Annotated in this window: 11 protein-coding genes; 8 read left to right on the top strand and 3 right to left on the bottom strand. The window is 63.7% G+C overall.

What is annotated here, in order from left to right; translation table 11 throughout:
- Positions 1-148: 148 nt before the first annotated feature.
- From ASE60_RS29770 to ASE60_RS29760, 3 genes are all read left to right on the top strand, one after another.
- A complete protein-coding gene (locus ASE60_RS29770) occupies positions 149-1,204 on the top strand; it encodes a TRAP transporter substrate-binding protein (protein WP_082616230.1) in 1,056 nt (351 codons plus the stop codon).
- A 170-nt stretch (positions 1,205-1,374) separates the two neighbouring features.
- Positions 1,375-1,890, top strand: coding sequence for a TRAP transporter small permease (locus tag ASE60_RS29765; RefSeq protein ID WP_082616228.1), 516 nt, complete (start codon positions 1,375-1,377; stop codon positions 1,888-1,890).
- Complete coding sequence (locus ASE60_RS29760) at positions 1,887-3,329, top strand: TRAP transporter large permease (RefSeq protein WP_057255203.1); 1,443 nt, start codon at positions 1,887-1,889, stop codon at positions 3,327-3,329. Before ASE60_RS29765 ends, ASE60_RS29760 begins: the two co-directional genes overlap by 4 nt.
- Positions 3,330-3,427: 98 nt before the next feature.
- Here ASE60_RS29760 and ASE60_RS29755 read toward each other — a convergent pair whose 3' ends face one another.
- Both ASE60_RS29755 and ASE60_RS29750 read right to left on the bottom strand, forming a co-directional pair.
- Positions 3,428-4,447 carry a 2-dehydropantoate 2-reductase gene (locus tag ASE60_RS29755; RefSeq protein WP_057255202.1) on the bottom strand — a complete coding sequence of 340 codons (1,020 nt, stop codon included), beginning with the start codon at positions 4,445-4,447 and terminating at the stop codon, positions 3,428-3,430.
- A 63-nt stretch (positions 4,448-4,510) separates the two neighbouring features.
- The gene (locus tag ASE60_RS29750; RefSeq protein ID WP_057255201.1) at positions 4,511-5,365 is read right to left on the bottom strand and encodes an EamA family transporter; all 855 of its coding nucleotides are present in this window, start codon (positions 5,363-5,365) and stop codon (positions 4,511-4,513) included.
- An 82-nt stretch (positions 5,366-5,447) separates the two neighbouring features.
- On the opposite strand from ASE60_RS29750, the gene ASE60_RS35905 reads away from it, so the two are divergent.
- From ASE60_RS35905 to ASE60_RS29735, 3 genes are all read left to right on the top strand, one after another.
- Positions 5,448-5,672, top strand: coding sequence for a LysR substrate-binding domain-containing protein (locus ASE60_RS35905; protein WP_057255200.1), 225 nt, complete (start codon positions 5,448-5,450; stop codon positions 5,670-5,672).
- A gap of 151 nt (positions 5,673-5,823) precedes the next feature.
- On the top strand, positions 5,824-7,008 hold the full coding sequence (locus ASE60_RS29740) for a cellulase family glycosylhydrolase (RefSeq protein ID WP_057255199.1): 1,185 nt from the start codon (positions 5,824-5,826) through the stop codon (positions 7,006-7,008).
- Between the two features lie 224 nt (positions 7,009-7,232).
- Positions 7,233-9,065 carry an adenylate/guanylate cyclase domain-containing protein gene (locus tag ASE60_RS29735; protein ID WP_156414749.1) on the top strand — a complete coding sequence of 611 codons (1,833 nt, stop codon included), beginning with the start codon at positions 7,233-7,235 and terminating at the stop codon, positions 9,063-9,065.
- A 30-nt stretch (positions 9,066-9,095) separates the two neighbouring features.
- On the opposite strand, the gene ASE60_RS29730 is transcribed toward ASE60_RS29735, so the two are convergent.
- A complete protein-coding gene (locus ASE60_RS29730; RefSeq protein ID WP_057255197.1) occupies positions 9,096-9,845 on the bottom strand; it encodes a sulfite exporter TauE/SafE family protein in 750 nt (249 codons plus the stop codon).
- 97 nt (positions 9,846-9,942) lie between these two features.
- Here ASE60_RS29730 and ASE60_RS29725 point away from each other — a divergent pair, with 97 nt between their 5' ends.
- Together ASE60_RS29725 and ASE60_RS29720 are read left to right on the top strand one after the other, a co-directional pair.
- Entirely contained in the window at positions 9,943-10,833 is an 891-nt protein-coding gene (locus ASE60_RS29725) for a LysR family transcriptional regulator (protein ID WP_057255196.1), read from the top strand.
- Positions 10,834-11,088: 255 nt separating this feature from the next.
- Positions 11,089-12,408: a DUF2778 domain-containing protein gene (locus tag ASE60_RS29720; RefSeq protein WP_244495732.1), complete on the top strand. Its 1,320-nt coding sequence runs from the start codon at positions 11,089-11,091 to the stop codon at positions 12,406-12,408.
- The last annotated feature ends 6 nt before the right edge of the window (positions 12,409-12,414 follow it).

Raw genomic sequence — 12,414 nt, 5'->3', positions numbered from 1 at the left:
TTGAATGTTCCCGATGAGGAGCGAGGAAGGTTCAAGCCATCGAGGAGGGCCTGCATCACCGTCGGATCGCCGTCATTTGAGTTGACGTGAAGCGACACAGGCGTGCCCTGTTTCCGGGTGGATCGAAACAGATCAATGGGAGGGATCTATGATACTGAACAGACGGAGCCTGATTAAGACCGGCGGAGCCATGCTTGCGGCCCCTCTCATCTTGCGAACAGGTGCTGCGCGCGCCCAGAGCGCAGTCACGCTGAAGCTGCACCATTTCCTGCCGCCGGCGTCAAACGTCCATCAACGGCTCCTGCTGCCATGGGCGAAAACCCTGGAGGAGCAGAGCAAGGGCGCGATCAAGGTCGATATCTTTCCGGCTATGCAGCTCGGCGGAAAGCCGCCGCAGCTTTACGATCAGGCGGCCAACGGCGTCGTCGATATCGTCTGGACCCTACCTGGCAACACGCCTGGGCGCTTCCCCTCCACCGAGGTGTTCGAACTTCCTTTCGTTGCGGCGAAGGAAGCGATCGTCAACGCCCAGGCGTGCCAGGAATACGGGCAGACGCATGTCCTGAAGGAAACCGCCGACACGCAATTGCTGTGCTTCTGGGCCCACGACCACGGATTGATCCACACCAACAGGGAAGTGAAGTCCGGTGCCGATCTGGTCGGCCTGAAACTGCGGAATCCGACCCGTCTTGCCGGTGGGGCATTGGCAGCCCTGGGCGCGACCCCGGTCGGGATGCCCATCCCGCAGGTGCCGGAAGCGCTGGCCCAGCGCGCGATCGACGGCTGCGTCATCCCCTGGGAAGTGGTGCCGTCCATCAAGGTGAACGAGCTTACCAAGTTCCATACCGAAATCCCGGGTTCCCCGACGCTCTATACGGCAACGTTCTTCCTGGCGATGAACAAGGGCAAGTATGAGGCGCTGCCGGCCGACCTGAGGGCGGTGCTGGACGCCAACAGCGGCATGACCTTCGCCAGAAAAGCCGGCGAGATGTGGGATAGCGTCGGCGTCGAAGTGCGGGCCGCGATCGAAGCATCCAGAAGCGGAACGATCAGTGCCATCAGCGAGGACGAAAAGGCGAAGTGGGTCGCGGCGACCAAGCCCGTCCACGACAAGTGGATCGAGGACATGAAGGCCAAGGACCTCGACGGCCAGGCGCTGATCGATGCCGCCCAGGGGCTCGTTCAGAAATACGCGAACGCCTGAAAGGCGCTGCCAGCCTTACAGCGCCGCGCGTCTTTTTAGGCGCGCTAAGGTCGCTGTAACACTTTAGTTTTGCTGCATAATTTTGTCCTTAAGTCGATGCCAATTTGAGGAATTATGCAGTAGGCGCCTGCACTCGGGCGCATCGGACCGTTCAAGAGCTCGAGGCCAGGATGACGGAACAAGCAATGCACGAGGGCGTGGTGAATGTGCCGCGCCGCCGCGGGGTCGAGCGCCTCGCGGCCGGATTGGCACTCATAGGTGGAACGCTCGTCTGCCTCGCAGCCGCATTGGTGACGATCAGCGTCCTCGGTCGCTGGCTCTTCAATCGGCCGGTGCCGGCCGACTACGAACTGGTGGAGGTCGCGATCGGTGTCGCCGTCTTCTCATTCCTCGGCTACACCCAGGCGCGCAACGGACACATTGCCGTTGATACCTTTACGCTCGCCCTTCCGTCACGTGTCACACGGGTCATCGACGGTGCCTGGGACCTCGTGCTGGCCGCCTGCCTGGCATTCTTCGCCTGGGGCCTTCTCACCGGCGGCCTGGAGGCGCGTCTGTACGGAACGACGCTGATCCAGCTGCCCTGGCCGATCTGGCCGGTCTATCTGACCTGCGCCGCGCTGGCAGCGCTCGCATCCGTCATCGGCTTGTCCGTCGCCATTCTCAAGATCGGAGGCCCTCGATGAGCGGCTTTGCCATCGCTTGCCTGGGCTTCGCTGCGATGCTGGTCCTGATCGCCATCAGAATGCCGATCGCGCTCGCCATGCTCGCAGTCGGCGCCGCCGGCTATGCCTATCTCTCCGGCCCGCACGCGCTGGTCTATTACCTGCAGACCAACACCTACAGCCAGTTTGCCAGCTATACGCTATCCGTCATTCCCCTCTTCATCCTGATGGGCGCGCTTGCCGAACAATCGGGCATCGCCGCGACCATGTTCCGGGTGGCCGAGCGGAGGCTCGGACGGTTCAGGGGCGGAATGCCGATGGCGGTGATTGCGGCTTGCACCGGCTTCGGCGCGATCTGCGGCTCGTCGGTCGCAACCACCGCAACCTTCGGACGCGCGGCACTGCCGGAACTGCGCCGCGCGCGGGTCGATGCCGGGCTTGGAACCGGCACCATCGCCGCCGGCGGTACGCTCGGCATCCTCATTCCGCCCTCGGTCATCCTGGTGATCTATGCAATCACCGCCGAGCAGAACATCGCCAAGCTGTTCCAGGCCGCCCTGGTGCCGGGGTTGCTGGCAGCGGCGTTCTATCTGATCGCGATTGCCGTGGTAGTGCGGCGCAAGCCCCATCTCGCGCCACCAGTGACGGTCGTCGAAGTCGCAAAGACGCAGCGTCCGTTCTGGGCGCGGCCGGCGGGGCTGGTCTTGCTTGTCGGCGGTACCGTCGGCTGGTTGTTGGGTTCGCTCAGCACCGTCGGTGCGATATTGCTGGCAATCTTCGGCCTGCTTCTGCTCGCCGCGGATTTCGCCGTCGTACCCGCCGCCGCCGTTGCGGTCACGGTCGTCGGAGGAATCTATGGCGAGGTGTTCACGCCGACGGAAGGTGCTGCGGTCGGTGCCGCGGTGACGCTCGCGATCGGCCTGCTGCAACGGACGCTGAGCCCTGCAGCCTTGAAGAACGCGCTGCTGCAGACAGCCGAAACCAGCGGGATGATCTTCCTGATTCTGCTTGGGGCGGAAGTCTTCGGCGCATTCCTGGCGCTGACCCAGATGCCCATGATGCTCGCATCGATGATCGGGGAGTCCGGGCTGCCGCCCTACGCTGTCGTTTGCGGCATGCTGCTGATCTATATCGTGCTCGGCGCCGTGATGGACGAACTGGCGATGATCCTGCTCACCCTTCCCGTCTTCATCCCGATCGTCATGACGCTCGACCTCGGCATGCCGCCGGACGACGTCGCCATCTGGTTCGGCATTCTCGTCCTGATCGTCGTCGGCATTGGCCTCTCCGCCCCGCCGATCGGCCTCAATGTCTTCATCATCAACAAGTTGGCGACCGACGTGCCGATCGCGCAGACTTACCGAGGCGTGATGCCGTTCGTGATCGCAGACCTCATCAGGCTGGTCATCGTTACCGTTTCCCCGGGCGTTGCGCTGGCGCTGGTCCGCCTGCTGAATTGACGGGGCCGGTTCCCGGGCGGCGCTCTCAAGTTTTAACGCGCGACAAGCGGCTTTGTGTGAAAACATCCGGCGCCCACGAGACGCAAGCCGGTACCCTTCTATCCTGAGCGCACGTTCTGCCTGAGCTCGGCAAGCAGCGCATCCGCCGCCCACGTCTTGCGCCCGGAGGTCGCCGCATCTTTGACCAGCGTGCAAAGCCGTTCATTGACCGGCCCCCGACGGCCAAGCTTGGTGGCGAGTGCGACGACGGCGCCGTTGATCCAATCCACTTCGGGGAAGCGGCCGGCGGCAAGGTCGTCTGCCATCGAGGAGCGTGCGGTGGCGTCGATCTTCAGCATGCGACCGGCAATGGCACGGAACAGGGCATCCGGCAGGCTGAGAACGGACGGCAACCAACCCGGTGGCAGCGGTGTCAGGCGCGCCGGCCGAAGGCGTCCCTCAGCGGCGAGCAGCTCCAATGCCTCCCGCTGGGCGAGCGCCAGGCAAAGACGAAAGCCCCGTGTCTGGAGCTGCGCGCGCAAGGGCAATCCGGAGAGCGCATTGATTGCGTTGTTGAGGTTCATCAGCAGCTTCGCCCATTGCACCTCTTCCATGTCACGACGCAGGTCGAGAGGCAGTCCCGTAGCCGTGAAGAACGGTGCGGCGGCGGCCGTAACCGGGTCATCCGCGACGGCTATATTGCCTTCCGTCGCACGATGCAGATGGGCGGGGCCGGGGGGCGTCACGTTGAAGGGAACCATGCCCCGCAGGATCTTTGCGGACGGCAGCAAGGTCTGCAGGGTGACGCTGTTGCTCACACCGTTCTGCAGACTGAGGACCGGGATGCCGGAGCGCAGCACCGAAGAGAGCTCGGTCGCGGCACCGCCCGTCTGCCCGGATTTGACCGTCAGGAGGACGAGATCGCAATCCGCCAGGGAGGAAGCCGTGTCGGAGTAAACGATCCGCTCGGGCGCGACGAAATCGTCACGCCCATCCAGGTCGGTCAGGCGCAACCCGTCCTTTCGCCAAGCGGCACCGCGCGCCGCCCGGCCGACAAAGATCACCTCTGCGCCACCGGCCAAAAGGCATCCGCCGACAAAACCGCCGACCGCGCCGGCACCGAACACTCCGATTTTCACGACACCCGCCCCCTCCGCACGCCAGGGAGTATAGGCCGGGATCGTCGCTTTCCAACGCGCCGTTTACGATCGAGCGGAAACGCGTTGGCTGAGCCAGATGCTGCCGATGACCAAAAGGACGCCGACAATCTGAACCACACTCAAAGACTGCCCCAGGTACACCCATCCGAGCAAAACCGCCGTCAGCGGGCTCAGAAAGAGAAGTGCCGACACCGCCGCCGATTCCAGCCGCGCGATGCCACGAAACCAGAGAACATAGGTCAACGCCGCGCCGATCAGGCTCAACCAGGCGAGAGCAAGCAGGTTGAGACCGGTCGGGAATGGCACCGCCGGTTCAAAGGCAAGGGCCACGGGGACGAGAAGCAAGCCACCGGCCGTCAGTTGCCATGCGGTGGATGTGAGCAACGATTCCGGCGACTTCCACTTTCGCGCCAGGACGTTGCCGAAGGCCATGGAAACGGCACCGACGAGGCCTGCGGCAATGCCGATTTCGTCGAGCGCCGCTTGCGGCGTCAACACCAGCAGCGCGACGCCGACAATGCCGACAATGGCCGCGACGAGGGACATGGGACGGATCGGCGCCTTCATGAGAAGCGCTGCGATGAAAACGACGATCAAGGGCTGGACCGCCGCGACTGTTGCCGCGACGCCGCCGGGAAGGCGATAGGCCGCGACGAACAACATGCTCAGAAACATCGAGATGTTGAGCGCGCCGAGTGCAATGGCGCGAAACCACCAGATGCCGTGCGGCAATCGCCGGACGATCAGGAGGAGTAGCATCCCGGCCGGCAATGCCCGCAACAGGGCGACCGTCAGCGGCGAGAAGCCCTGCAGAAACTCGGTGGCAACGATATAGGTGCTGCCCCAGATGACGGGAGCAATCGCCGTCAGGGCGATATCGGAAACGCCTGTTTTCATGAGAAGTGAAGAACCTCGCCAAGCGGCCTGCGGGGCTTTTGCGGCCAGTTTCCGGGAACGGCACGGCCAACCGCGAGAAGCATTGCCGGCAATTCGCCCGGACGCACTGCGCGCCGGCTTCGGGCTGAGCCTGATACCCCGTCCCTATGTCGAAGACGACCTGAAGAGCGGTCGACTGCAGCGCGTACTCTCCGACTGGGAGACGGTCGAAACCACGCTCTACGCCATCTATCCGTCCCGGCAGCACGTCGCGCCAAAGATCCGGGCGTTTCTTGATTTTCTCGCCGAAACATTCAGCCGCCCGTAATCTCGCGCCCCACCCATGTCACGCCGCGGGACGAGCATACGATCGAACCGTTGCAAGCCGACAAAATCTGGCACTGTTCCCTGGGGAACACCGGCGATGCGATCCGCCAGTAGGTTAGCGGCACTTAAACCAGAGCCCGAAGGACCGATTCATGCGCCTGATTGCCGCCACCCTCTTCGCATTCAGCCTCGCCGGCTCGGCCGATGCCGCCGATCTCATGACGTTCTGGGACAAGCCCCAGCATGGCGGCAACAGCTTCAACCGGCTGCCGCCGGACGAGGCCTATTTCAAGGCGCTGGCAGGCTACGGCGCCACCTGGGTGCGCCTTTCCTACGACAAGTGGAAACCGGCAAAACGCGACTACCTGATCGGCGACGCGGACAAATACGACGGTATTCCTGCCGCCGATCTGAAGACGCTCAGACAGACGCTCGACGACGCCGACAAGGCGGGCCTCAAGGTGGTCATCGCGCCGCTGTCACTGCCGGGCATGCGCTGGGCCCAGAACAATGGCAACAAGTTCGACGGCCGGCTTTGGCGAGACAAGGCCTGGTGGGACCAGGCGGCAAGCTTCTGGCAGGATCTGGCGCGCGAACTGAAGGACCACCCGGCGGTCGCCGCCTACAACATCGTCAACGAACCGGCACCGGAAAAGAACAATGGCCTTGCCGAGCACGCCGATCCGCAGGCGATGCAGGCCTGGTACGACGGTAAGCAAGGCAGCGCTTCGGATCTCAAAGCCTTCTATGAGACCGTCATCGCCGCGATCCGCGAGGTCGATCCAGCGACCCCCATCATGGCGGATGCCGGCTGGTATGCGGCGGCCGATGCGTTTTCCTACTGGCCATCGGGGCTCACGGACCAGAAGGTGCTCTACAGCTTTCATATGTACGAACCCTATGCGGCGACCAGTGCGCCGAACATCAAGCGCGACAAGCCCTATGCCTATCCTGGCAAGGTGCCCTTTGGCGAAGGCGAAGAGACCTGGGACCGGGCAAGGGCGGCCGCTTACCTCGCAAGGCCTGTACAATGGGCCAAGGACAAGGGCGTGCCGCTCAACCGCCTCGTCGCCGGCGAATTTGGCTGCATGCGACGCTGGTCGGGTTGCAAGACCTATCTCGAGGACGTGTTGACCGCCCTCGACGAGGACGATCTGCACTGGGCCTTCTACAGCTTCCGGGAAGATGCCTGGGATGGCATGGACTACGAGCTCGGCTCGAAGACCGTCGGCTGGAAATATTGGCAGCAGATGGAAGCCAATGAGCGCGACACGACGCCGCGCAAGTCGACGCCGGAGTTTGCGCCCATCAGCCGGCGGCTCGCCGAGGATCAGTGACCGCGTCCCGCCGGTACGCCCGGGAACCGGGGCGTACCGGCCGTCAGGCGTGACTAGTTTCCGCGCGGGCGTCACAAAAGCGCTCGATTGCGATGCACATCACGTCGCAGCCTTCGCCTACCCAAGCGGACCCCGGTCTGTTTGAAAAAAGGGCAGGAATCGTTAGAAGAACTATCATCCTTACGAGCGCCATGACGTATGTGGCGCCGTTTCCAACTTGGGGCATGTCTTTGCAGACAACCGGGGCGGTCGACGCCGACACACGAAAGCGAACCATATCCCTGTCGCGCACGCTGGCGATCGTGATGGCGGCACTGGTGGCTCTGACAGCCGCCGTCATCCTCTCCGTCGTCTGGTACATGTCGGCCGGTGCTACGCGCGAATTGCTCGCCCAATCGGCCCATCTTGGCCTCGACGCCGTCCAGACGAAAATCGGCAGCCGGTTCGCCCCGGTTGAGGACCAGCTGGCGTTCCTGGCAAAGGAAGTCGGGGCCGGGCGCCTCGATCCGGCGGACACGCTGGCCCTGGAGCGGGTGATGACGGGCGCGCTCGCGGCGACCCCGCAGGTGCGCGTGCTCTCCTTCGTCAAGCCAAATGGCGAAATCTTCGGCGTGACCCAGGGCCCCAAGGGCGTCTTTTCCTTCGCCGACACGATCAGGACCGACAACGAGCGAACGGAGATCGACGAGGCGCGCCGTAGCGGCAAGGCCGAATGGGGGCCGGTCTACTTCGTTCCAGATCCGGCGATACGCACGTCGGTCACAAACCTGCAGCAACCGGCAAGCGCCGGCGACCAGTTTGCCGGCGTCTTCAGGGCAACGATCACGGTCGATGCCATTTCGGACTTCCTGCGCCAGATCGCCGTCTCGAATCCCGGGACGACACCCTTCGTCCTTTACGGCCGCGATCAGGTGCTCGCGCATCCGATGATGGCATCGGGCCATCCGCTCCTGTCCGCAGAGCACCGGCTGCCGAAGCTTAGCGAACTTGGCGATCCGTTCCTTGCCGCATTGTGGGATGGGGAACCCGAGACCTTCCACGACTCGGCGCTGGAGGCTCGTGTCGTGGAAGTGGGGGACAAGGGTCGTGTCATTCTCACCCGCGAGGTCAGCGGTTACGCACCCGCTCCTCTCATCGTCGGCGTCGAGGTGCCGATCGAAGCCCTGGAGAAACCGATTTCCGACCTGCTGCGCGCCGGCGTCGCCGGTCTCGTAGTGCTTCTCGCGGCGATCGTCATTGCATGGGTCGTCAGCCGTCTGATTGTTCGCCCAGTCACCAGCATGGCGCGTGAGGTCCGCGCCGTTGGCATGCTCGACTTCGCGGCTCTTCGCCCCCTGCCCGGCAGCCTGTTCACGGAGCTGAACGAACAGGCGCGCGCCTACAATACGATGTTGACCGGGCTGCGCTGGCTCGAAACCTACGTGCCGAAGAAACTGGTGCGCCATCTGCTGGGAAGCGGAGATCTCGTCTCGACGCAGCGAACGGTGACCATCATGTTTACCGACGTGGTCGATTTCACCGCCACGGCCGAAAAGACCACCGCTGCCGAAGTCGCCGCACTCCTGAACAGGCATTTCGATCTACTCGGCCAATGCATCGAGGACGAGGGCGGCACGATCGACAAGTTCATCGGCGATTGCGTGATGGCGTTTTGGGGTGCTCCGGACGACCAGCCGGATCATGCCGATCGCGCCATGCGCGCGGCCCGCGCCATTGCGCTTGCGGTCGCTAAGGACAACGCGGATCGGCGCCGGCAGGGGCTAGCTCCCCTCAGAGTGCGCATCGGCGTCCATTCCGGTCCGGTCGTCTCGGGCAATATCGGCATGAGCGGGCGGTCCGCCTATACGATCGTCGGCGATGCGGTGAATGTCTGCAACCGCATCGAGCAGCTCGGCAAGTCGGTGGCGCCGAGCGAAGAGATCGTCGTGCTCCTGAGCGGTGAAACCGTCGATTTCCTGACCGAAGGCCGCTCCGACCTCACGCCGCTTGGCAAACACTGCCTTTCCGGTCGGACGGAACAGACCGAAATCTACCGGTTGCCGACTACAGCGGGATAAGCGGCTGCCAAGTTTATCCATGCCTCGGTTTCAAAACACGGGTCTCAGAGCCATCTCCGCGCCCAAGAGGAACAGGCAGAACAGGAAACCGCGGCGGAACGCCTGCGCGCCCACTCTGCCGCGCAACCGTTGCCCCACCCACATTCCGAGAAGCGCGGGCACGACTGCAATCACGGAAAGTGCAAGGGTTTCGGCCTGAAAGATACCCTGGGCGCCAAGCCCGGCCGCCAATGCGACAGTCGAAACGGTGAAGGAAAGTCCCAGCGCCTGCACGAGGTCGTCTTTCGCAAGGCCGAGGGCCTGCAGATAGGGCACGGCGGGAATGACGAAGACCCCGGTGCAGCCGGTCACCACGCCGGTCAGCGTTCCGACAATCGGCGAGAGCCACCGTTCCTGTCGTTCAGCTATACGGAACGGCCGCGCAAGCAGCGCGTAGCCGGAATAGATGACGAGCGCGGCCCCGAGCGCGGCGGTGGTCAGCCGTGTATCCCCACTCACCAGCCATGCGGAGCCGAGCAGCGTTCCGACGACAATCGCCAGCATCATCGACCAGAACCTTCGCGCGAGCGACAGGATGCCGGGTCCCGCCAGAAGCTGCCAGACATTGGTCACGAAGGACGGAACAACCAGCTGACTTGCCGCCGCGACCGGTGAAATCAGCGCACCCAGCACGCCCATCGCCACGGTCGGCAGGCCCATTCCGGTCACGCCCTTGACGAGACCGGCGACGAAAAATGTCGCGGCCACGGCTAACAGAAAAGAAAACGACGCATCGAACATGTGAACGGCATAGCCGGTTCGGCGGCATAGACAATGCGGAAGTCCCGATCCCAGACTTCGGCTGGCCCGAAGGCTGTTTATCGATTATCCTTGCTGAATGTCCTTCGACCTCAATGATCTTCGCCTGTTTCTCGCCGTCGTGGATGCCGGCAGCATCACCCATGGCGCGCTGGAGGTTGGGCTTTCCCTTCCGGCGGCAAGCGAACGGCTGCGCGCCATGGAGGTGGCGGGCGACGTTGCCCTGCTCACGCGGGGGCGACGCGGTGTCACTCCGACGGAGGCGGGCGAGGCGCTCGTCCACCATGCGCGCATGATCATCCGCCAGACGGTGCAGATGCGCAGTGAACTGGGAAGCTATGCGAAGGGGCTGCGCGCCACCGTTCGCGTCCTCGCCAACACCGCAGCGATGACCGAGTTCATTCCTGAAAGGCTCGCGGCCTGGATGGCAGCCAACCCGCAGATCGACATCGACCTGAAGGAGCGGCAAAGCATCGAGATTGCCAGGAGCATCGCTGCCGGCTTCGCCGAGATCGGCATTCTTTCTGATGCGGTGGAGACAAGCGGCTTGACGCTCAGCCCCTTCGCAACCGACCGGCTCGTCGTGGTGGCCCGGCACGACCATCCGATCGTCGAGAGAACGCAGGTCCGCTTCGCCGACCTTCTCGACGAACGCTTCATCGGCCTGGCGGGCGGCGCCTTGCAGGATCACATCGAGGGGCAGGCGGCCAAGCTCGGCGCCAGGCTCAAGCTGCGCGTGAAACTGCGCACCTTCGATGATATCTGCCGCATGGCCGGCGCTGGCGTGGGGATCGGCATCGTGCCGGAAAAAGCGGCTCGCCGATGCCGCCGGCCCGCTCAGATCGCTGTCATTCACCTTCAGGAAAAATGGGCCGTGCGGCGGCTGTCGGTGTGCATCCGCAGTGACGGACAATTGACGCCGCCCGCGCTTAGCCTGTTCGAGCATCTCGCACGCAGTGGACGGCCCTGAAGCGCCTTAGCCACCTCTACGAGCAGGCTCGCTCGCCGATTTGAGGCGAGCGTCGAAAAAATGCTGATTTTCGCCGCTTGGAAAGCAAAATTTAACCATACTTCTCCATCTTTTGTCCATCAGTCGTCAAGAAGGGGACAATCCGGAAGTCGCGCAGCGGTGGTCGCTCGCCGGCCTGAGGGCCTTTTGCGTGAATTTCTGGCTTGATTTGCGTTGTTGAGTAAGATCATTCGCCCACAGTCTTTGAATCGTCTGTTGCGTCCATTGCTGATCACTTGCTGCGGCACCGCTCTTGTCGGCGCGGCTGCGTGGTCGCTCGTCGGTATGGTCGCGATGAACAGTTCCTTCACGCATGGTTCGGGCCGCCTGCTGCCCAAACCGCAGCTCCATTTGGCCGAGAAGACAAAGGAGCGCGCCTGGGACAAACACGCCAGGGTCAACCAGGCGACGCGGCTCGTCGCGGCCGCTGCGACGCAGCCGGCCGTGGTCGCAAGCCTGACGCCCAGCGAAGCGAGATTCGCGCGCGATCTTGAATTTCCGAAAGATGCCGAAATGCTCGGCAAGAGCGCGCGCCTGGCGGCGGCGGTGAAGCAAGCGGTATTGGCGTCGGAAAAGCTCGCCAGCAATTCCGCCCCCTCCGCTTCCGCGCAATCTCGCCACCAGGCCGCAACGCTGAGCGTGCCTGCGTCGGAACGCTTCGCCCCGATGACCGGCGGTTTCGCTGACAAGCCGGCAGTCCAGCTCGCCTATGCCACCCCCTCTCAGAGCCATGTGGAAGGCAGCGCGTTTTCCGCCGTGCTGACCGCGCCCGTCGAGGACGATCTCGCCGAACAGCCGGAACCGGACGCAGCTGACGACACGGCCACACTGCCGAGCCATGAGGACACGCCGTCTGTCGGTCCCATGCCGCAGTTCCGCCCGCGCACAGAACAAGTGCAGAAGCCTGTTGCGGAAACCGAGAAACCTGAGGCCGAGCAGGCCGAAGTCGAGGCTGCGCCAAAGACCGAAGAGACCGGGAAGACCGGCGAACGCGAAGCGCCGGCAAAGCCGAAGCTCGCCTATGCCCGGCCGGAAGATCCGACGGAAAACAGTTCCGGCACCGGCTTCGGCCAGGCGCTGCGCAACATTTTCGGCAGCGGAGCGAAGGCAGGAAATGGCGTCGCCGTCTACGACATCACCGCGGCCAAGGTTTACATGCCCGATGGCAGCGTGCTCGAGGCCCATTCCGGCATCGGCAAGATGGCCGATAATCCGCGCTACGTGGGTGTCAAGATGACCGGGCCGACCCCGCCGCACATCTATAATCTCAAGATGCGCGAGACGCGCTTCCATGGGGTCGAGGCGATCCGCATGCTGCCGATCGACGGAAAGAACAAACACGGCCGCGACGGCTTCCTGACCCACAGCTATCTGCTGCGCGGCAAGCGCGCCGAATCCCATGGCTGCGTCGCCTTCGCCGACTATCCGCGTTTCCTGACCGCCTTCAAACAAGGCAAGGTCAAGCAGATCGTCGTGGTGCCGAGCGGCGGACGCGCGGCCGGCACGCGCTTGGCATCGAACGGCAGGAGCTCCTGACAGGAG

It is taken from the genome of Ensifer sp. Root278 (assembly GCF_001429285.1).
Taxonomy (GTDB): domain Bacteria; phylum Pseudomonadota; class Alphaproteobacteria; order Rhizobiales; family Rhizobiaceae; genus Ensifer.
This window is presented reverse-complemented; position numbering and strand designations above follow the sequence as displayed.

Coding starts and splice junctions, on each gene's coding strand:
- ASE60_RS29770 (WP_082616230.1), top strand. CDS start 149: ATGATACTGAACAGACGGAGCCTGATTAAGACCGGCGGAGCCATGCTT.
- ASE60_RS29765 (WP_082616228.1), top strand. CDS start 1,375: ATGACGGAACAAGCAATGCACGAGGGCGTGGTGAATGTGCCGCGCCGC.
- ASE60_RS29760 (WP_057255203.1), top strand. CDS start 1,887: ATGAGCGGCTTTGCCATCGCTTGCCTGGGCTTCGCTGCGATGCTGGTC.
- ASE60_RS29750 (WP_057255201.1), bottom strand. CDS start 5,365: ATGAAAACAGGCGTTTCCGATATCGCCCTGACGGCGATTGCTCCCGTC.
- ASE60_RS29740 (WP_057255199.1), top strand. CDS start 5,824: ATGCGCCTGATTGCCGCCACCCTCTTCGCATTCAGCCTCGCCGGCTCG.
- ASE60_RS29735 (WP_156414749.1), top strand. CDS start 7,233: ATGTCTTTGCAGACAACCGGGGCGGTCGACGCCGACACACGAAAGCGA.
- ASE60_RS29730 (WP_057255197.1), bottom strand. CDS start 9,845: ATGTTCGATGCGTCGTTTTCTTTTCTGTTAGCCGTGGCCGCGACATTT.
- ASE60_RS29725 (WP_057255196.1), top strand. CDS start 9,943: ATGTCCTTCGACCTCAATGATCTTCGCCTGTTTCTCGCCGTCGTGGAT.